Genomic DNA, 20,289 nt, shown 5'->3' with positions numbered 1-20,289 from the left:
GTTTCAGGGTGCATCGAATCGCAGCGTGGATTGAATGGATGGGTCCGGCGATGGTGATCAAAAATCTGCCAGCGAAGCTCTTGATAACTGGAATCCTGGGCATCTGCTCCGGAGGGTGTGGTTCGTCGACCGACGATACCAGCGGAGCGACGACGAGCAGCAGCTCCGGCGGCGCGGCGTCGAGCGGTCCCGGCGGAGCGACCGGCACGGGCGGCGACGCCGGCACGGGCGGCGCGGGCAGCGGAACCACCGCGGGCAGCGGAACCACGGGAGCCGGCGGCGCTGAGGAGACGGGCAGCGGCGGCGGCGGCGGCGCTGGCGGGATGCCTGGCGCTGGCGGGGGCAACAACGGCAGCGGTGAGGCGACGATCGTCCCCGATCCGTCGTGGACCTGCGGGATGCCGGATGGCATTCCGCTCCCCACGCGCGGCGAGCTCGTCTTTCGGGCGACGCTCCAGCTCGGCGAGACCCACGATGTCGGGACCACCCAGTTCGGACACCGCCGCCTCCTCGACGTGAAGGGGGGCACGCTCACGGGCGACAAGATCCAGGCCACGTTCCTCACGGGCGGCATGGACCTCGAGCTCACGCTGTCGAACGGATCCGTCGAGCTCGAGGAGATCAACATCCTGAAGGCGAGCGACGGCAGCTCCATCTTGCTGCGGACCTGCGGCGTCGCCGCCGCCGGCGATGACGTCGTCCGGATCGTCCCGGACTTCGAGGTCGCCAACTCGAGCTCGCTCGCGTGGCTCAACACCGGGAAGTTCGCGGGCACCCGTGTCGTCGACGCCGCGGCGGGCACGATCCAGCTCGACATCTACGACATCAGCGAGGTGGCCGCCGGAGAGCCGAAGATCCAGCTCAAGGATCCAGAGGGCGTCCCGAACCAATCGTGGGAGTGCTCGAAGGTGACCGGGACGAGGGGCTCGAGCGTGTTCACCGAGTCCGTCACGCTCGGCGCATCCGTGTCTGTCGGCGCGAGCAAGCGCGGCACGCGCAACATCATTCCCATCACCGGGGGCACGGTCACCGGCGGAATGCTGCTGAGCGGCCTGTCGGGCTCGGTGCTCCCCGGAGGCGCGGATTACCAGCTCATCGGATCGACCACGGTGCTGGACGCCCGGTACGCGCTGTCCTCGAAGGACGGCGAGGTCATCGTGGTGAGGAACTGCGGACCGTTCGGCGCGCTCATTCCTGTCTTCGAGACGCGCGCGGACGGCCCCTATGCGATCCTCAACACGAAGCAGTATGTGAGCTCCGACCCGGGTGGCGCGGCGGGGGGCGGGGTGAGCCTCACCTTCTACGAACGCAAATAGAACAGCAGCACCGCGGTGACACCGGCGCCCCCGGGTGGCAGGAGCCTACCGCCCGGTGCCTTCGGCGCTTCAAAAGGAAAGCCGAGCTGACAGCCCGGCCATCGCGCCCGACGCCGCGGGCACGATCCGGAGCTCCACGCCGCCTTGATCCTCGCTGCGGTACGTCCGCGGCATGTTGAGGAACACCAGGGCCGCGCCTGCCGCCAGGGTCGCGCCGCCGGCGATGAACAGGCCGGTGGCGACTCGGCTCTCCGTCGCAGCCCGGCTCGTCGTGTCCGTCGTCGTTGGAGCGCAACCCGACGTGCAGGTCTCTTCAAATTGCCGCTCCGCCTCCTCCAGATGCTCGTCGGCCTGCAAGCGTAACATTGCACCAGCCAGCCCGAGGCCCGCGCCGGCCCCGACCACGGCCCAGGGTTTCCAGGCGGACCACCTGCGCACCGTGACGATGCCGTCGGCGCTCAGCTTGAGCACCCCCGAGGCCTGGACCCCGGCGAGCACGACGACGGGCTCGACCAGGGGGAAATACCCCTCCTTCCTCGCGCTGACGACGTGCTCTCCGGGCGTCACGAACCGGCGCGCCGAGCTCGGACCGACGAACCACGGCCTCCCGTCGAGCAGCACCGCGGCGCCGGGCTCGTCGCAGCGCATCTCGACGACGGCCAGCTCGCGCTCGACGAGCTCCTTCATCAGCGCGCGCGCCGCTTCATGGTCCCCGGGCTCGAGCGACGCCGGCCCCCACCGGAGCGAGAGGCGCAGGTTCTCGTAGGCGAGCAGCGGCATCCCCATCATCTTGAGCACCCTGCCCAGATAGAACCGGAGATCCGGGTGCTCCCACAGGGCGAGCGCCTCCTCGTACTTCTTCCTGGCATCGCCCAGCGCCATCCTTCTGTGCAGGTCCCGCCCCTGCATGAAGAGCTCCAGCGCCGCCTGCTTGCGCTCCTCCGCGACGCCCGCGTGCCAGGGGGGCAACGCCGGCTCGGCCTGAGCCCACGCGGGCACGGCCCGGCACGCGACGATCGCGATCGAGAGCCATGAACAGATCGCAGCTCGGGTGCTCGTCGGCGTCCTCTGCACGGGGAATGGTTCGATGATCTCCCGGAGCGCCTTTTACCTCAAGCGGTCCCGGACCCGCCCTACCGAGCGCTGGATGAGCTGCTCCAGCGCCTCCTTGCTCCGGCGCTCGTCGTCTGCCGCTTGCTTGGCCCTCCGCTCCTCGACGCCGGCCCTGGCCCGCTCGTCATCGGCCTGGGCTTCGGCGCGGCGCGCCTCGGCCTCGGACGCCCGCGCGTCGTCGCGCGCCGCCCGAGCCTCCTCGGCCGCGGCGCGCGCCCTCTCGGCCTCGATCTCGGCCCTGTCCCTGGCCTCCTCGGCCTCCTTCTGCAGCCGCTCGGCCCGGTTCCGCTGCTCTTCCGTGCTCATCCTCGCCTGCTCGGCGGCCTGTCGAGACGCTGTCTCCCTCGCGAGCGCCTCCTCGAGGCTGTCCTCGGTCCGGCGGATGTCCGCGAGCTGCGCGCTGATGACCCGGTTCTGGCGGACCACCGTGACGATCCCCGCGGCGGCGCCGACGACCAGGAGGGCCAGGCCCGCGATGGTCCCGACGATGAGGTTGCGCTTCCTGCGCTGCGCCTGGCCGGCAAGCCTCACCACGGCGTCGAGGTAGTGCTGCTCTCGCTCGGGCAGCCGGCGCTCGGAGCGCTCCCGGAAGCGGCGCGCCTCCTCGGCAAGCTTGCCGCGCCACAGGAGGTCGTCGGCGCAGCCGCTCGACTCCCACTGCCGCGCCGCCGCGCGCAGCTTGTCGAGGAACACCGAGTCTCCCTGGTTCTCGTCGAGCCAGCGCAGCAACGTCGGCCAGCGCGCGATGAGCGACTCGTGCACGATCTCCACCTTGCTGCCGGCGACGTCGCGCCCCGTCTCGATGGCGAGGAGCCGCGCGTCGGCCAGCAGGTGGACGACGCGCTCGATCTCGTCCGGATCCCCGTCCCCGGGCAGCTCGCGGAGCTCTTCCAGGCTGGCCATGGCCCGCGTGCGCTCGGGCGTGACCAGGCGCTCGAAGATGGCTCGGCAGAGCTTCGCCTGACGGCCGCTGAGCCCAGCCAGCACCGCGTCGGCGTGGCTCGCCAGCGCTCCCGCCACGCCGCCGATGGCCTCGTAGCTCGCCCGCGTGAGGAGCCGCCGCTCGCGGTCGCGCATGTCCCACAGCCTGGCCGCAGTGAACTGCAGGATGGGGAGGGCGCCTGGGGTCGTCTCCAGCACATCGAGGGTGCCCTCGACCATCGCCGGGTCCTCGATCTCGTATCGCGCCGCCTGGACCGGCTTCAAGAGCGCCTCGCGCAGCCCTTCCCGGCCGATGGGCGAGAGGAACACGAGGCCGCGGGTCACCCCCGCCATGAAGCGCCTGTCCTCGGCCACCCGCTCGATGAAGTCCGAGCGGGTGGAGAGGATGACGCGGAGGGGCGAGGAGGCGTCGTCGGCGACGCCTTCGAGGCACGAGAAGAAGGCGGCGCGCTCTCGGGCGCCGCACGAGAGGGTATAGAGCTCCTCGAACTGGTCGACGAACAGCACGACGCGCCGCTGGGTCCGGGCGGACCACGCGCGCAGCGCGGCGCCCAGGTGGCCGGGCTCGGCGCGCAGCCGCTCGATCACCTGCCCGCGCTCGGCCTCACGGCCGCGCGCCGCCGGCGAGCCGACCTCGCCCTGCTCCAGGAGGGATGGATGGTCGAGCAGATCGGCCAGCGCCGCCATGGGCTCGCGCCCGGGCCGCATGACGAGCGACTCCCACCCGGCCCCCGAGCGCTTGAGCGCCGGGATGATCCCCGCCCTCACCAGCGATGATTTCCCTACCCCCGACGCGCCGACGATCGCGAGGAGCGGCTGGCTCTTCAGGCGCGAGACCATGCCGGCGATGTCGTCGTCGCGGCCGAAGAAGCGGTCCGCGTCGACCTCCTGGAACGCCGAGAGGCCGGCGAATGGGCTCTCGTCGGCGCCGAGGACGACCTCGCGGCGCCCCGGCAGGAGCGGCATGAGCTCGGCCAGGAGCTGCCGCGCCGAGGCGATGCGCTCGGATGTCCGCCTGCGCAGGCACCGCTCGATGATCGGCCCGAGCGCGCCCAGCTCGGCGCGCATCCCGCCAATCTTCCGGACGGACGCGTCGAGCGCGCCGACCGTCATCGCCCCGTCGAACGGGCGCGCGCCGGTCACGAGCTCATAAAGCATGATCCCCACGGCCCAGATGTCCGTCGCCTGGTCGATCTCCTCTCCGGCCTGCTGCTCGGGGGACATGTAGGCCAGCGTCCCCATGACGGCCCCTTCGTGCGTCAGGGTCAGCTCGCTCCTGGGAGCAGGGCGCTCGCACGTGACGGAGGCGTCGATGTCGAGCAGCTTGGCGATGCCGAAATCGAGCACCTTGATCGCTCCGGACGGCTCCAACATGATGTTTTCCGGCTTGAGATCGCGGTGCACGATGCCGAGCTGATGGGCGCACACGAGGGCGCGCACCACGGGCACCATCAGCTCCACCGCGGCGCTCGTCGACACCGAGGTGGCCGCGACGCCCGCTGGCGCGCCCGCCGGCCTCCGCTGCGCCATCCACGCGCGGAGACTCTGGCCCTCGATGTATTCGAGCACCATGTAAGGATACCCGTTGTGCTCGTTCACATCGTGGATGGTCACGATGTTCTCGTGCTTGCAGAGCGCGGTGGCGCGGGCCTCGACAAGGAATCGGTCGAGCCGGGAGCCGGTCAGCGTGGTGACGAGCTTGATCGCCACCAGGCGGCCCAACCGGACGTCGCGGGCCAGAAAGACCGTGCCCATGCCCCCGCGGCCGAGCTCGCGGATGAGCTCGTAGTGACCGAGGGACGTCCCGGCGTCGATGGGCAGGTCGCGCGGCGCTCGCCGCGCAGGGCCGGTCCTGGGCGCGGTGAGCTGCACCGCATGGAGATCGTGGTCGGTGCTCCAGGTCGCCGACGGGTACATCCCCTCTTCTGACTCCGGACGTCCCCTCCGGCTCGGCGGCGTGGCGGCCGCCTCCTCGTCGACAGCAGGGGCGCCGGAGTCGCCCACAGAAGCGAAGCGTATTTCCTTCATCGGGCTCATGACAATCTCACCGCACGCACCCGACAGGCTTACGCCTGTGGGCCGGAAGCCTGGCCGTCGCGTCCGCCGTACGCCGGTCCCCGGCGCCGCGGCGCGCAGAGAGGCTCCGGGGCGTTCATCGCAGCGCGAAGCCAACCGAAACCAAGCATCCGTCCTCCTCCTTCAGCGGCTGAGCGCTGTCCGGCGGAGTCGATGGCTGCGTTGGCCGAGGCCCTGATCGCTGTAAAAAAACACATTACCCAAAGAATCACCCCATACCGCCCGCGGGAACCCAAGTTCTTCGGAACGCATGGGCAGCCAAGAACCACCGTCGAAGTGCAGCACGGCGCCGTCGACGGCGAAGACATCGTTGGGCCCGCTGCCCCACAGGTCGGTAAACGCAACATTGCGCACCGATGTCGTCGCCGTCCAAGAGCTGCCGTCGAAGTGCAGGATGGCGCCCTGTTCTCCGACGACGAAGACGTCGCTCGGTCCGCTCCCCCACACGTGGAAGAGGCCCACATCGACCGGCGATACCATCGTCGTCCAGGAGCGGCCGTCGAAATGCAGCACGGTGCCAAAATCCCCGACGGCGAACACATCGCTCGGCCCGCTCCCCCATACGCCGTAGAGCGCATGATCGATGCCCTCTACAGACATTGGTGTCCAGGAGCGACCGTCATAGTGCAGCACCGTTGACGACGCCCCGACGACGAAGACGTCGCTCGCTCCGCTTCCCCACACGCCGCGGAGATTCACATCGACCGGCGATGGCATCGCCGTCCATGAGCTGCCGTCGAAATGCAGCACGGTGCCCCGCTCTCCGACGGCGAAGACGTCGCTCGCTCCGCTCCCCCACACGCCGCGGAGATTCACATCGACCGGCGATGGCATCGCCGTCCATGAGCTGCCGTCGAAATGCAGCACGGTGCCCCGCTCTCCGACGGCGAAGACGTCGCTCGCTCCGCTTCCCCATAGATCCAAAACGTAAATCGACTCGTCATCGGCCGCGAAAGGCAGCTCTGTCAGGGTGATGCCATCGAAATGCAGCACGCCGCCGATGGCGGCGGCGAAGACGTCGCTCGGACCGCTGCCCCACACACCGGTCAAATACTGCTCGATCGAATAAGTCACCTCCGTCCACGCGCGGCCGTCGAAGCGCGCCAGGGTCGAGCCTCCGACGGCGAAGACGTCGCTCGCGCTGCTGCCCCACACGCTGCCAACAACCAAATTGGACGTCGAAGGCATCAGTGCCCAGGAATTTCCGTCAAAATGCAGCACGCCCCCATCTCCGACGGCGAAGACGTCGCTCGCGCTGCTGCCCCACACGCCGCGCAGCGGCTCATCGACCGGCGAGAGCATCTGTGTCCAGGAATTTCCGTCAAAATGCAGCACGGTGCCAAAATCCCCGACGGCGAAGACGTCGCTCGGACCGCTGCCCCACACGCCGCGCAGCGGCACATCGACTGGCGAAAGCATCTTCGTCCAGGAGCGGCCGTCGAAGCGGGCCAAGGTGCCCCGATCGCCGACGGCGAAGACGTCATTCGGGCCGCTGCCCCACACGTCGCTAAGACCCCCCTCGTAGGGCCATGGCATCTGAGTCCATGAGTCTCCGTCATAGTGCAGCACGAGGCCGGTGGCTCCGGCGGCGGGGCCCTCGACTCCGACGACGAAGACGTCGCTCGGACCGCTGCCCCACACGCCGCGCATATCTGCGCTCGCAACGACCGGTAACGAGATCAATGTCCAGACGGTGCCGTCGTAATGAACCACGGTGCCCCCGTCCCCGACGGCGTAGACGTCGCGCGCTCCGCTTCCCCACACGTCCGAGAGGTACGCCGTTGTCGGCGCATTCGTTAAGCGCCAATTGAAGTCGCCGCAGCCCACGACGTCCAGCGAGTCGCAGGCGCGCGAGCAGGCAGGGCGGCCGAAATCGTAACGGAGATCCACGCAGGAGGCGGCCAAAGGAGCGGCGGGGTCACACGTCTCCTCCTCCGCGACCTCGCCGTCGCCGCAATGAAGCCGGCAGTCCAGGCGGCACACCCCGCCCGCCGACGCGTTCTGGCGATCGCTGCACACCGGCTCCCGGGGCGCGACGGCATCGGCGCCGCAGTCACACGCCTCGCCTGGGTCGCGGATCGCGTTGCCGCACACCTCCTGCTGGCAGGTCGCGCCGCACCCGTCGCCCGCCGCGACATCGCCCTCGTCGCACTCCTCGCCGGGATCGACGATCCCGTTGCCGCACACCTCCCGCCGGCAGGTCGCGCCGCACCCGTCGCCCGCCGCGACGTCGCCCTCGTCGCACTCCTCGCCGGGATCGACGATCCCGTTGCCGCACACCTCCCGCCGGCAGGTCGCGCCGCACCCGTCGCCCGCCGCGACATCGCCCTCGTCGCACTCCTCGCCGGGATCGACGATCCCGTTGCCGCACACCTCCCGCCGGCAGGTCGCGCCGCACCCGTCGCCCGCCGCGACGTCGCCCTCGTCGCACTCCTCGCCGGGATCGACGATCCCGTTGCCGCAGACGTTCAGCGGCGTATCGGGCGGCACGCACCGCCGCGCACCATCCCTCGAATCGACGCACTGGTAAGCCGCCAGGCAGTAGCCGTCCCCGCAGGGAGTGGACACGTCGCTCGCGCACGCGGCCGCGACGAGGAGGAGGCTCGACATCAAGAACACATGTTGATTCATGACGAGGAACTCTCCTGTCGCCATCGACAGCAACCCATTTGCCATGGATGCCCGCCTGGAAGCTAGCCTCCCATCGGCGCGTCCCGCGCGCCCTCATGTCGTATGGCTGGCACACGCGCCAGGCGCAGGGCGTCCTGAGCGCGCCCCTCGCCGCGGAGCGGCGGCGCTGAGCTCCGTCTACCGCGGCGGGTGCCCCCTGCACAGGGCATACGAGCCGCGTTACACTCCGCGGTGATCGTGGCGCCCCTTGCACCGAACACGACCCTGGACGACGCACCCGGCCCCCCGTCGGAGCACCGCGGCCTCCGGAAGCCAAGGCCCGGGCTGGTCCTGATCTTCTCGGTGGACGGCCCCCGCTGCGATGTGCTCCCGCTGGAGGACGGCGAGATCGAGCTCGGGCGATGCGAGGTAGCGGGCGTGCTCCTGGACGACAAGCGGATGTCGCGCAAGCACGCGCGCGTGCGCTGGAGCGAGGGCAAGTGGCACGTCGAGGATCTCGACAGCCGGAACGGCACCTGGCTCGATGGCGTCCCGCTGATCGGCACGCGCGCCGGCGCCGAGCTCCGGATCGTGCGCACAGGCTGGTCGGTGTTCTTGCTCCAGGCCGACGTGGAGCCATTCCGCGCGGGGATCTCGCGCGCCGAGGGCACGATCCTCGGCCCGACCCTCGCCCGCACGTGGGATGCGATCGGTCGGGCGGCGAGCCTCGAGACGACGCTGCACATCACCGGCGAGAGCGGAACGGGTAAGGAGCACGCGGCGCGGGCCTTCCACGTCCTCGGCCCGCGCCGCGATGGGCCCTTCGTCGCCGTGAACTGCGCCGCCATCCCCGAGGAGCTGGCCGAGCGGCTGCTCTTCGGCGCGCGCAAAGGGGCGTACTCGGGCGCCGCGGCGGACGCCGAGGGCTACGTGCAGGCAGCGCACGGCGGGGTGCTCTTTCTCGACGAGGTAGCCGAGCTCGACCTCGGGGTGCAGGCGAAGCTCCTGCGGGCGCTGGAAGCGAAGGAGGTGATCCCCCTCGGGGCCTCGCGGCCGGTGAGCGTGGATTTCGCGCTGGTCTCGGCGACCCACAAGGATTTGCGAGCCCAGGTGGCCGCGGGGAAGCTGCGCGACGATCTCTTCTTCCGCATCGCGCGGCCTTCGGTCCGCATACCGCCGCTGAGCGAGCGATCGGAGGACATCCCGTGGCTCGTCGATGCGGCCCTGCGACATGCGACGTCGGCTGGCGCGCACGCCGAGACGACCGCGCCCGCTCGGGCGCATGCGTCGCTGATCGAGGCGTGCCTCCTGCGGGCGTGGCCAGGAAACATTCGAGAGCTCACCGCGGAGATCCGGGCAGCAGCGCAGGAGGCGCACCTTGCGGGTAGCTCGGTGGTGCACGAGCGGCACCTCTCCCCGTCGGCGGGGCGGCTGAGCGTCCCCGAGCCACCAGCGGGCATGTCTGGCGGGGTCCTGGGCGAGACCGTGAAGGACGCCACGCGGGCGCAGCGGCCGGCGGCGGAGAAGGGGCCCTTGCGGCGGGCAGCGGCGTGGCCCGCCGCGGCGGAGATCGAGGCGGTGCTGCGCCGTGAAAACGGCAACGTGATGCGCGCGGCCCGGGCGCTCGGCATGCACCGGACCCAGCTCTACCGCTGGCTCGCGCAACGCGGGGCGGGCGGGGACGCAGAAGGGTGAGGCTGCGGGCCCGCGTGCGGCGCTCGCTCGGCCAATCGGCAGAGCCGCCTTGGCTCACCCACAAGTTCTACGGAGAGTGTCCAGCAGACGTTCGTCCCGCCCACGGCGATCCGCCATGGAGAGCTCGGGGAGTGCGCTCCCTCAGACTGGCTGTGGCGTGAAGGCGGCCGTCCACGGATTGAAACACCACCCGTCGGCCGAAGCGGCAACCTTGTACAGGTTCGAGGTCCCACCGGTCGGGCGAGGGGAGCAACCTTGTACAAACTGAAGGGGATCGGGGTCGGACGAGGGGGCAACCGCTACCAGGGCCTGGGGATATGGTCGGCCATCGCCGCCGACGTCTCCCGCGCGGCGCGGACCGCCGCGAGCCAGTGGACCTGGGCCGGGTCGCCGTCCCACGGCGGCGCCTCGCGCCAGCGCGCGTCCCAGTACTCGCGCGCGGCCGCCTCTGCCGTCGCGAGCTCGCTCTCGTCCTCGGGCGCGTCCTCGACGCGATCCGCGAAGAACCGCCACGGTTCCGAGTCGCGGTCGCTCCGCTTCGCCCGAGGGGGCGCAGCCTCCCCGTCGAGGATTCCGTCGCTGCTCCGAAGATAGGCCTCGTAGGCGCTCTGCGCCACCGCGTCGCGCCGGTGGACGGTGACCCAGTGCGCGCACGTCTCGCGGTACGCCTCGGCCCACGCGCGATCCTCCTCAGGCACATCATCGCGCCAGGCGCTCGCGTGGAGCTCGCGCAGGGCCTGCTGGCTCGCCTCCACGTCCTCGCGGCTCGCGCCGCTCGCACGCCACGCGGCCACGAGGGCTCGCTCACGAGCTGCGCTCGGCCCCGGCAAGTTCGCCTCCGCCTGCTGGCGGTACCAGTGATAGGGAGGATCCACCATCCGGGGGATGTTCCTCTTCGTGGAGAAGGGTCTCTCGCTTCGTCCCAGCCGGAAGCCCCGCTGGAAGGCGCGGAGCGCCTCGGGGCCGTGGCCCTGGGCCACATCCTCGGCCGTCAGCAGCTTCCAGAGATAGGTCCTGTCCAGGCGCGCGAGCGCCTCGGCCTCTGTGACGGGCTTTCGCTCGAGAGCCCCATAGCCGGCAACGAACGCCCGCTTCACGGCGGCGATCAGCATCGGCCACGGCGGGGCGGCTCTGCCGTCGACCCAGTGGTTGAACTCTTTCCGGTGCGCCTCGGCCCACGCGCGCTCCTCCTCCTCTGACAGATCGTCTCGCCATGCCGCGCCGCACACCTCGCCCAGTTTCTGGAGGTAGGACTTCCATTTTCGTGGATCCTTGGTCATGAACATGACCGACCCATTGCCTGCCTCGCGCGCGACGAGATAACGTTTCACGGTTGATCCCCGCCAGGAGGGTCTGTGGGCTCTCCGCCCGTAGGAAACGAGTCGGACGGTCTGGGAGGGCATCCCCAGCCCTCCCCTGCGCCGAGCGGGCAGAGAAGCGGCGCGAACCGAGGAATAGCCCACCCTGGAGGCGGCCCCGGAAGGGTGATCATGGCTTGGATGATATCGTCCGACTCGATCGCATCTATATCGACCATTTTCGGATCCACATTCTCGGGATCGTAGCGAAAATCCCACACATACTTGCACTCGATGTCGGTGTACGCGGGCAGCAACTTCTCGATCTCATTCTTCGCGTCAGGGACGACCCACGACGCAAAGTCTTCAGCGCAAAAGATATAGTTCGGAAGATTGGGCTTCTTCGTGAGACAGGAGAGCATATCCTCCACGGTGATGTACTTATTCGGGCGGTCGTACCAACCGCTCCATAGCCCGCCCTCGTTGTCGCGGCAGATTACCTTGCCCACCTGGTCATTCTTGTCCCTTGTCAGCAACCATTCCTTCGCCAGCTCGTGCATGGTCCAGCGCTTCATCTCCATCAGATTGTCGTGCGGCATCGCCGCAATCTGACGTCTCAGCTCCGCGCGATCTTCTGGGTCCACGATCGAGCAGCCGACGACGAGCGGAACGAGCACGGCGACACACAGACGTCTCATACGCCCCCTCCTGCGTGTGACGCACCCTACACCGCGCCGCATCGCCGGACAAGACGTCCCGGGGGCCGTACAGCGAGCGGCAAGACTCCCCTTGTGAGCACGGCGCCCGCAACGTCGGCCTTCGTGGTCCCATCACCTGCGGCGACGACGGAAATCACCAGGCTCAGCGGCGGGTCATCCCAGCGCACCACAGCCACTGCTTATCGCAGGGACGAAATCGAAATTCGAGCGTTCACCTGGCCTAGCGCGGAGAGATCCCCGCAATACCGCAGGCGAGCTCCGAGAGCACGGTCACGGCCGCGCCGTACCCGCCGGCGTCCTCGGAGCTCGCGTTGCCCTGCAGGCTCCGCCGGTAGACACCCTGAGCGATCGCGGCGAGACGAAAGACGCCGAAGGCCATGAAGTACGGCCACGCATCGATGCCGCTGCGACCGGAGAGCTCGCAGTAGGAGGCGACCATCTCGTCCTCGGTCGGGATCCCGAGCGACGCGACATCGACCCCGGCAAGGCCGCCACGGCCAGGGAGGTTGATGCGGTAACCCATGCAAGCGTACGCGAGATCGCTCACCGGATGTCCGAGCGTCGAGAGCTCCCAGTCGATCGTCGCGATCGCCTCGGGCGCAGCGCCGGTCGAAAAGATGATGTTGTCGATGCGGTAGTCGCCATGGACGAGCGTCGTCTCGTCGTTCGCCGGGACATTCGCGGAGAGCCAGCGCATGAGCGCCTCCATCGCCGGCACCTCGCCCGTGCGCGACGCCTCGTATTGCTTCGACCAGCGGTCGACCTGTCGCGCGACGAAGCCGCCCACCTTGCCGTAGTCCGCGAGCCCCACGGCGGCGTAGTCGACGCGATGGAGCGCCGCGAGGACACGGATGTACGCTGCATAGATCGCGCGGCGCTCTTCGGAGGTCCCGAACTCAGGCAACGTCGGATCCCAGAAGATCCGTCCGGCGGCGTACCGCATGACGAAGAACGGCGCGCCGAGCACGGAGCCGTCCTCGCAGAGGGCGAGCGCGTCCGGGACGGGCACCTCGGTGTCGCGGAGAGCGCGCATGACCCGGTACTCGCGCTCGACGGCGTGCGCGGAGGGAAGGAGCTTGCCGGGCGGCTTCTTCCGCAAGACGAGCTCGAGATCTCCGCCGGCTCCGCCGTCGACGCCCACCCAGTATGTCGGGTTCGACTGACCGCCCTTGAACTGGGCGACGGTCACGGCGCCTCCCGCGCAGCCTTCGACGTGCGCGGTGAGCCAGCGGCCGAGGGCCGCTTCGTCGATCCGGTGCGCCTCGCGGGGCGCGCGTGTGTTGGTCGGCGGCGTGAGGGCCATCGCAGGTCAGACGCTATCACGCAGCCCTTCGGCCTCCTATACTGCCGCTGTGACGATCTCCTTCGATCTGCCCCCCGATCTGGCCGATCTCCGCGGCCGCGTGCGCGCGTTCGTCGACGCGCATGTCATTCCGAACGAGACGTCGATCCTCGACGAGGATCGCGCGGGACGGAGGGATACGCTCACGGCGCTCCGCGAGCGCGCGCGGGCCGAGGGGCTGTTCGTCCCGCACCTGCCCGCGGAGCACGGCGGGCTGGGGCTCGGCGTCATGGGCATGTGCGCGCTCTTTCGCGAGATGGGCCGCTCTCCGCTCGGCGCGGCCTGCTTCAACTGCGACGCGCCGGACCAGGGCAACATGGACCTCCTGCACAAGGCGGCGTCGCCCGCGATCCGCGCGAAATACCTCGCGCCGCTCGCCCGGGCCGAGATCTCGAGCGCCTTCTCGATGACCGAGCCCGCCCCCGGCGCCGGCGCGGATCCATCGAATCTGCGCACGAGGGCGGCCAGGGTCGGCGGCGGCTGGATGATCGATGGCCACAAGTGGTATACGACCGGCGGCGGTGAGGCGGCGTTCCTCATCGTGATGGCGCGGACGTCCGACGATCCTCGCACCGGCGCGACGTTGTTCGTCGTCGATCGTCACGCCGAAGGCGTCGAGCACGTGCGCGACATCCCCGTGATGAGCCCGCCAATGCTCCAGCACCGCGAGGCCGAGCTCCGCTTCCACGCCGTGCGCGTCGGCGACGACGCGGTCCTCGGCGGCGTCGGCGAGGGGTTCCTCCTCGCGCAGCGGCGCCTCGTGCCGGCGCGCCTCACGCACTGCATGCGCTGGCTCGGCTGGGCCGACCGCGCGCTCGGGATGTGCCGCGACTACGTCCTCACGCGGGAGAGCTTCGGCAAGACGCTCGCTCACCACCAGATGATCCAGAAGAAGATCGCCGACGCAGCGTCGGGCATCCACGCCGGCAACCTGATGACGCTGCACTGCGCGGCGATGCTCGAGCAAGGCAAGGAGAAGGAGGCGCGCCCCTACTCCTCGATGGCGAAGAACCACGTCGCCCGGCTCCTCTGCCAGGTGCTCGACGACGCGATCCAGATGCACGGCTCGCTCGGATACAGCGAAGACATGCCGTTCTCGCTCTGGTACCGATTCGCCAGGTCCGCTCGCATCGCCGATGGTCCGGACGAGGTGCACGACGTCGTTGTCGCGCGCGACTTCTTGCGAGGGGCGCTGACGACGCTGATCTGAGCGGGCGCCCGCTGAGAGGCATCCGAGCGGCCTCAAGCGAGCCCTCCGCCCTCGCCCTGCTCACGACCCCTCGACTCCTCCGCCGGGCTGCCGGCCTGAGGAGGCGACAGCTCCTCTGACACGGGGGGCGACTTACTCGCGGCGGACGCGGGCGCGCATGTGCTCGGTGCCCGCGAGGCGTGCGAAGAACTCGAGCAGGCCGATCTGCCCGCTCATCAGGCTCTGCTGGACCTCCTCGATGGCGCACTCGGCCCCGAGCGCCCCGCCGTACGTATACGTCGAGCCGAGCTTGCTCACGCACTCGGTCACCTCGGGCGCGCTGGCGAGCGCCTCGGCCAGGCCCTTCGCGCCGGTGACAGGCCGCTTCTCGCCCGCGACGGCGATGTAGCCCGAGTCGTCGATGGGGAGGCCCCCCTCGTCGGCGCGGTAGCGCCCCATCTCGTCGAAGTGCTCCAGCGCGAAGCCCGTGGGATCGAAGCTCGCGTGGCACGTGTTGCAGCCGTCGGCCGAGATGTGGATCTGCTCGTAGCGCGCGCGTGTGGTCGTCTGCCCCGGATCGGGCTTGGTGATCGCCGGAATGTTCGCCGGCGGCGGGGGGATATAGCCGCAGAGGAGCCGCTCGAAGACGAGCAGGCCACGGTGGGTCGGCGACGAGCTGTCCATGCGCGAGTTCCCGGCGAGGACGGAGCCCTGGGCGAGCAGCCCGACGCCCCAGTCCAGAGGCCGCTCCACGCGCTGGAAGCCCTGTCCGGTGACGCCGCCGTATCCGTAGAACGTCGAGAGCTGGGCGTTCAGGAAGGTGGTTGGCGCGGTCAAGAGCTCGGTGACGCCGGCGCCGCGCGTGTAGATGACCTCCTCGAGGAAGAGGCGCGTCTCCTCCTGCATGAGGGCGCCATACGTGCTGAAGTCGGGGATCTTCTCCTTGGCGATCCCGTTCACCTTCCCGTAGCGGAGCCACTGCTGCAAGAAGCGGCTCATCGCCTCGTGGCCGCGCGGCGTGCTCAGGAGCGCGCGCGCCTCCTCGACGAGCGCCTCCGGCGAGCTGAGCTCCCCGCGCGCCGCCTTGTCGAGCAGCTCGGGCGTGGGCGTCGAGCCCGTGGTGTTGTAGGCCAGCGCCGTCGCGATCTCGTGCTGGGTCAGCTCGTAGCGCCCGGCGCTCGGCGCGCCGATCTCCGAGCGGTAGAACGCCTGGGGCGACTGGATCATCGACACCAGCGTCCACTTGAGCCCGACGCGGAAGTCGGACTTTCCGCTCACCGAGGTGTGGAGCGCCAGGAGCTCGCCTTTCTCCTCCTCGGTCACCGGGCGGCGGAACAGCCGCAGCCCGTGCCGCGTGACGAACTCGGCAGCGCACTCGGGGCCGGGCTGGGCCGCTGCGCACGGGAGCGAGGCGGCCAGCGCGGCGTCGGCGGTCACGATGTCAGCGACCTCCTCCGCCGTGCTCAGGAGCTCCTTCGCGGTCTGGGCGCCGACCTGCAGCGCCTGCGCGTCGTTGGTGAAGCCGAGCTCCGATGTCGGGTCCGTGCCCAGCCGGACCCCGGACCAGGCCGCCGTGCCGAGCTCGGGGAAGACGTCGCGGAGGCTGTTTTCCAGCTCCAGGGCGGAGAGCCGCCGCAGCACCGGAGCGCCGACCTGAGCCTGCTCGCACGAGCTGCCGTCGATGACCGGACCTTTCACGGGGTCGTCCTCACCGCCGATGCTGCCCGCGCCGCACGCGAGGAGCGAGGACGAGAGCCCGGCGAGCGCCCACGTTTGCCAGCGCTTCATGACTTCAGCTCCTGGATCGGCTGCGCGCTTTGCGCGCCGAACTTGTTGATCGAGACGCCCATGGCGTCGCCGAGCGTGGCCAGCATGTTGACGTGGTCGGTGTCGACGTCGACGACGCCGCGGCTCGCGATGCGGCCGCCGGCGTTGCCGATCAGGATCGCCGGGAGGTACGAGTGGACGATCTGGCTCCCGAGATAGACGTCGTGGACGTTGGAGTTGTGATCCGCGCCGTCGCCGATCTCGCTGCACACATAGATGAGCGAGTTGTGGAGGACGGTGTTGCCGGGATCGAGCGGATCCGGCTGGTCGAGGAGGGTGAGCAGCTTCTCCGCGAGCCGCGCGAAGAACCAGCTCTGGACGGTCGCGAACTCCATGCGACCCGGCGGCTCGCGGGAGTGGGACGTGGCCCCGTGGTAGGGGCTCGCGCTCCCAGGGCCATCGGTGAAGTCCATGGGGAGATCGCAGTTGACCCACAGGTTCTGCATCGTGACGACGCGCGCCGTGCCGCACACCATGGCGTTCGCGGCGACCTCGAGGTGCGCGTCGACGACGCGCCGCAGGTTCTCTTGCTCGAACACGCTCTTGCCCGCCAGCGCGTCGAGCGCCGGCAGCGCCGGCTTGCTGCTGCAGCCGTTCATGACCGGCCTGTCGGCCGCGGCCTTGATCGAGCGCACCGACTCGAGGTGTACGGCGAGCTTGTTCTGCTCCTTCGTGAGGCCCGAGAGCGAGCGCTGCATCCTCTCCAGCTGGCGCTCGGTGAGCCCCAGCGCCTCGTTGCGGAACGCAGCCTCGTCGGCCTCTGGCCCGCTCCCGCCGCCCTGCTGCCCGCCGCCGACGGCCCCGAGCATGGCCGCCGCCGCGGCCGCGGGGTCCTCCGTGGGGCGCACCCACACGCCCCCGTGCTGGATCAGGTACGAGTTCTTGTCGAACCCGGTCCCGTCCTGGTTCCTCGGATAGGGGTTGGCGCCAAGGTTGTAGGCCTCGACACCCAGCGCCTGCGCGATGGTGTGATCCACCGAGTCGACCCCGGCGCCGTCCTTGACGCCGGTGAGCACGCCGGAGACCGCCTCGTGGTTGTTGAAGCCATTGATGCCGAGCCCGCGGCAGACATTGATGTACTTGCCGAAGGGCGCGAGCGGCGAGAGGACCGTGGAGCCTTTCAGGAAGTCCGCTCCCGATCCGTAGGGCTCGGCATACTCCATGGGCATGCCATGGGGGACGAAGTAGATGAACAGCCGGACCGGCGCGGAGCTCGGCTCGGCCAGCGCCAGGTTGCTCATCCGGAAGGCCAGCGGCGCCGCGATGCCGGCGCCGAGCGCCTTCAAGAAGATGCGCCGTCCCAGCGCGAGCTCTCTCTTTTTGTACCCAGTCTCAAGAAAACGCATCTCGTCCCTCCATTCGGGTAAGCAAGCACGCCCCGTGGATGACCGTCGTAGTCTTGCTATGTTGTTGCTTCGTCAAGCAAGCAAGCGTGGTATCCCGAATTATCTCACAGCTGGCATACGAAGCAACCCACGACGAGCGGGCGCGATACACCAGCCGCTGCTCGTCGCGGGGACGAAATCGAAGACCGAGCCTTCACATGGGGAACCGACGTTCGCTGTCGTGCGCCGCGGGGGCTACCGCCCGAGCACCTCGTCATAGAGGTCCTCGTACGCGCGCGCCATGCGGTCGATCCCGAACCGCTCGAGCACCCGTGCCCGCCCGCGCATTCCCATCTCCGCGCGATCATCCCGCACGGCCACCGCCTCGAGCGCGGCCGCCAGGGTCTCCGGCGCTCCAGGCGGCACCAGCAGCCCTGTCTCGCCCTCCAGCACGATCTCCGGATTGCCCCCCACCCGCGTCGCGACGATCGGCAACCCCGCCGCCGCCGCCTCGATGAGCGTCAGCGAGATCCCCTCCGTCAACGACGCGAGCGCGAACACATCGAACGCCGGCAAGAGCTCCGCCACGTCCCCGCGCGTCCCCGTGAACGTCACCGCCCCGCCGAGCCCGAGCCGCGCCGCCTGCGCCTCGAGCGCAGGCCGCCGGGGGCCGTCGCCGATCAGCGTCAGATGCGCGTCGGGCCGCGTCGCGCGGAGCCGCGCGAAGGCGTCGAGCAGCGTCGCGTGATCCTTCTCCGGAGACAGCCGCGCGACACACCCCACGTGGTAGCCCGTCGCGGGCACCCCGAGCCGCGCGCGCGCCGCGCCGGCGTCGCCCGGCCGGAACACGTCCGTGTCCACGCCGTTCAAGATCGTCACGACCTTGGCCGGGTCGACATGCTCCACCTCGAGCGCGACCGCCCGCGTGTCGTCGCTCACCGCCACCACCCGGTCCGTGAGCGCCGCGGCCAGCCGGTTGACCAGCACCTTCCGCTTCTGCTTCGGGTAGTTGCGCCCGTGCTTCGTGTGGATGACGCGCGGCCCGCCTCCGCCAGGGAGCGCCGCCGCCCGCAGGAGGCCCGCCGCGAGCGCGCCATAGAGGTGCGGCCCCGGGTTGTGCGTGTGCACAAGCCCGATCCCCTCGCGCCGCAGCCACGCCGAGAGCCGCAACGGCAGGCCCGGGTCGAGGCCGGGCTTCCGCGAGAGCACCACGAGCGGCACGCCGAGCCGCGCCAGCTCCTCGGCCAGCGCGCCGGGCTCCTGGAGCGCGCACACCACCGGCGCGAACCGGTCGCGCGCCATCCTGTCGAGCAGCCGGAGCACCACCCGCTCGAGCCCACCCACGTTGAGCGAGAGCACGACGTGGGCGACCTTCACGGGCCGGCCCGGCGCGGCGGACGGCGCCGGCCGGACCCCGGGCGCTCCGATCATGCCGCGGCCCCGCGGCCGAACTCGATCGGCACCTCGGTCATGGTGAAGCGGAACTTCCCCCCCGAGGTGACCGGGATGTCGCTGACGAGCTGCACGCGGATGTCCGCCCGCTCCCCGAGGAACCGGCGCAGATCGCGCTCGATGGCCTGCGACGTCTCCGGCCCGTACCCCTCGCCAGGGATGATCTTGATCGTGATCGCCCGCGTCTTGTCCTGGTGGACCTGATACCGCTCCACCGTCGGGTTGTCCTTGAAGAAGTAGGGGAAGAACACGGACGAGAGGAGCTGGCCGTCCGTCCCGACGATCATGTCGAGCACCCGCCCCTCGACCGAGGCGAGCAGCGGCAACCCGCGGCCGCACGAGCAGGCCTTGTCGGCCGCGACCACCACATCCTCGTTCTTGTAACGCAGCAGCGGCATCGACCGGCACACGAGATCGCTCAGGATCACCTCGCCCGGCTCGCCGGGCCGCGCATGCCGGCCGCCGCGCACCACCTCGAGGAAGACGTTCTCGATGTTGAGGTGCTTGCCCTCGTGGCGCTCACACTCCGCGCCGATCAGCATCATCTCCCTGCACCCATAGCGGTCGTAGACCGGCGCCTGGAACGCCCGCTCGATCACCTCGCGCTGGTGAGGGAAGAGCCGCTCCGCCGTCGCGATGATCCCCCTCGGCGTGGGCAGCCGGTGCCCCGTCTCGAGCGCGTAGCGCGCCGTGTAGTAGAGAGGGCTCGTGTACCCCACGACGAGGTTCGGCTGGTAGCGCCGGATCTCGTCCACCACCCCCGCGAGCCGCTCCTCCGCCAGGTTCCACGCGCTGACCGTCTTCTTCCGGATCAGCGCCTCGTGCAGCGTGCGCTTCGCCTTCTTCCAGCGGGGCTCCAGGGTCGGAATCCCCCAGATGTACAGCTCCTTGTCCCCGATCCGGCCGCCGGCCCACGCGTCGGAGCGCAGGGCCGCGGCGCTTCTACACTCGTACGTCGCGTGATCGTAAAAGAAGCGCGCCGGCTCTCCGGTCGATCCGCCCGTACCGCTCCTGAAGAGCTTGCCGCGCCACCCATCCGCGATGAGCTCGCTGCCGTGCGCGCGGAGATCGGCTTTGGTCAACACCGGAAAGCGCGCGAGATCCTCGGGCGCGTGCACGTCCTTGACCCGCACCCCGTATTCGGCGAAGCGGCGCCGGTAGAAGGGCACGCTCTGCTCGGCAAAGCGGAGGGCCGCCAGCATCTTTCTCCAGTTGAGCTCCCTGAGCTCGCGCTCCGGACGCCACTGGGACCGCTCCAGCTCCCCCAGGTAGGCCAGCGTGGCTCTCCCTCGGAGTTTCGTCTCGTAGAACGGAAAGAGCACGTTCCGAAAGAGGGCTGAATACATGGCTGCTGAGGATTCTTTCGAACCTCGGCCACACAGTCA

The 20,289-nt window shown here is 69.9% G+C and carries 13 protein-coding genes; 3 read left to right on the top strand and 10 right to left on the bottom strand.

Annotated features, from left to right (window positions below):
• Window positions 1-50: 50 nt before the first annotated feature.
• On the top strand, window positions 51-1,316 hold the full coding sequence (locus tag WMF12_RS46640; protein ID WP_437855867.1) for a DUF3237 domain-containing protein: 1,266 nt from the start codon (window positions 51-53) through the stop codon (window positions 1,314-1,316).
• A gap of 69 nt (window positions 1,317-1,385) precedes the next feature.
• On the opposite strand, the gene WMF12_RS46635 is transcribed toward WMF12_RS46640, so the two are convergent.
• The 3 genes from WMF12_RS46635 to WMF12_RS46625 form a co-directional block, all read right to left on the bottom strand.
• Entirely contained in the window at window positions 1,386-2,390 is a 1,005-nt protein-coding gene (locus tag WMF12_RS46635; protein WP_437855855.1) for a tetratricopeptide repeat protein, read from the bottom strand.
• Between the two features lie 33 nt (window positions 2,391-2,423).
• Window positions 2,424-5,408, bottom strand: coding sequence for an nSTAND1 domain-containing NTPase (locus WMF12_RS46630; RefSeq protein ID WP_437855844.1), 2,985 nt, complete (start codon window positions 5,406-5,408; stop codon window positions 2,424-2,426).
• A 162-nt stretch (window positions 5,409-5,570) separates the two neighbouring features.
• A complete protein-coding gene (locus tag WMF12_RS46625; RefSeq protein WP_437855835.1) occupies window positions 5,571-8,123 on the bottom strand; it encodes a glucosyltransferase-I in 2,553 nt (850 codons plus the stop codon).
• Window positions 8,124-8,315: 192 nt separating this feature from the next.
• On the opposite strand from WMF12_RS46625, the gene WMF12_RS46620 reads away from it, so the two are divergent.
• Window positions 8,316-9,752, top strand: coding sequence for a sigma 54-interacting transcriptional regulator (locus WMF12_RS46620; protein ID WP_437855824.1), 1,437 nt, complete (start codon window positions 8,316-8,318; stop codon window positions 9,750-9,752).
• Between the two features lie 299 nt (window positions 9,753-10,051).
• Here the strand turns inward: WMF12_RS46620 and WMF12_RS46615 are convergent, their stop codons facing one another.
• The 3 genes from WMF12_RS46615 to WMF12_RS46605 form a co-directional block, all read right to left on the bottom strand.
• Window positions 10,052-11,083, bottom strand: a complete 1,032-nt coding sequence (locus WMF12_RS46615) for a hypothetical protein (RefSeq protein WP_437855806.1) — start codon at window positions 11,081-11,083, stop codon at window positions 10,052-10,054.
• Window positions 11,080-11,748, bottom strand: a complete 669-nt coding sequence (locus WMF12_RS46610; RefSeq protein ID WP_437855800.1) for a hypothetical protein — start codon at window positions 11,746-11,748, stop codon at window positions 11,080-11,082. The genes WMF12_RS46615 and WMF12_RS46610 overlap by 4 nt, the downstream gene beginning before the upstream one ends.
• 241 nt (window positions 11,749-11,989) lie before the next feature.
• On the bottom strand, window positions 11,990-13,072 hold the full coding sequence (locus tag WMF12_RS46605) for a phosphotransferase family protein (RefSeq protein WP_437855791.1): 1,083 nt from the start codon (window positions 13,070-13,072) through the stop codon (window positions 11,990-11,992).
• 49 nt (window positions 13,073-13,121) lie between these two features.
• Between WMF12_RS46605 and WMF12_RS46600 the strand changes: the two genes are divergently transcribed.
• The gene (locus WMF12_RS46600; protein WP_437743158.1) at window positions 13,122-14,321 is read left to right on the top strand and encodes an acyl-CoA dehydrogenase family protein; all 1,200 of its coding nucleotides are present in this window, start codon (window positions 13,122-13,124) and stop codon (window positions 14,319-14,321) included.
• Between the two features lie 132 nt (window positions 14,322-14,453).
• Here the strand turns inward: WMF12_RS46600 and WMF12_RS46595 are convergent, their stop codons facing one another.
• The 4 genes from WMF12_RS46595 to WMF12_RS46580 form a co-directional block, all read right to left on the bottom strand.
• Window positions 14,454-16,088, bottom strand: coding sequence for a DUF1592 domain-containing protein (locus WMF12_RS46595; RefSeq protein WP_437743157.1), 1,635 nt, complete (start codon window positions 16,086-16,088; stop codon window positions 14,454-14,456).
• On the bottom strand, window positions 16,085-17,473 hold the full coding sequence (locus tag WMF12_RS46590) for a DUF1552 domain-containing protein (protein ID WP_437855736.1): 1,389 nt from the start codon (window positions 17,471-17,473) through the stop codon (window positions 16,085-16,087). Before WMF12_RS46590 ends, WMF12_RS46595 begins: the two co-directional genes overlap by 4 nt.
• Window positions 17,474-17,707: 234 nt before the next feature.
• Window positions 17,708-18,883 carry a glycosyltransferase family 4 protein gene (locus WMF12_RS46585; protein ID WP_437855733.1) on the bottom strand — a complete coding sequence of 392 codons (1,176 nt, stop codon included), beginning with the start codon at window positions 18,881-18,883 and terminating at the stop codon, window positions 17,708-17,710.
• Entirely contained in the window at window positions 18,880-20,250 is a 1,371-nt protein-coding gene (locus WMF12_RS46580; RefSeq protein ID WP_437743154.1) for a phenylacetate--CoA ligase family protein, read from the bottom strand. The genes WMF12_RS46585 and WMF12_RS46580 overlap by 4 nt, the downstream gene beginning before the upstream one ends.
• Window positions 20,251-20,289: the final 39 nt, after the last annotated feature.

Origin of the sequence: Sorangium sp. So ce363 (assembly GCF_051520435.1) — a bacterium.
GTDB classification, from domain to species: Bacteria; Myxococcota_A; Polyangia; order Polyangiales; family Polyangiaceae; genus Sorangium; species Sorangium cellulosum_B.
The sequence above is the reverse complement of the archived record's forward strand: the minus strand, read 5'-3'. Positions and strand labels throughout refer to the sequence as shown.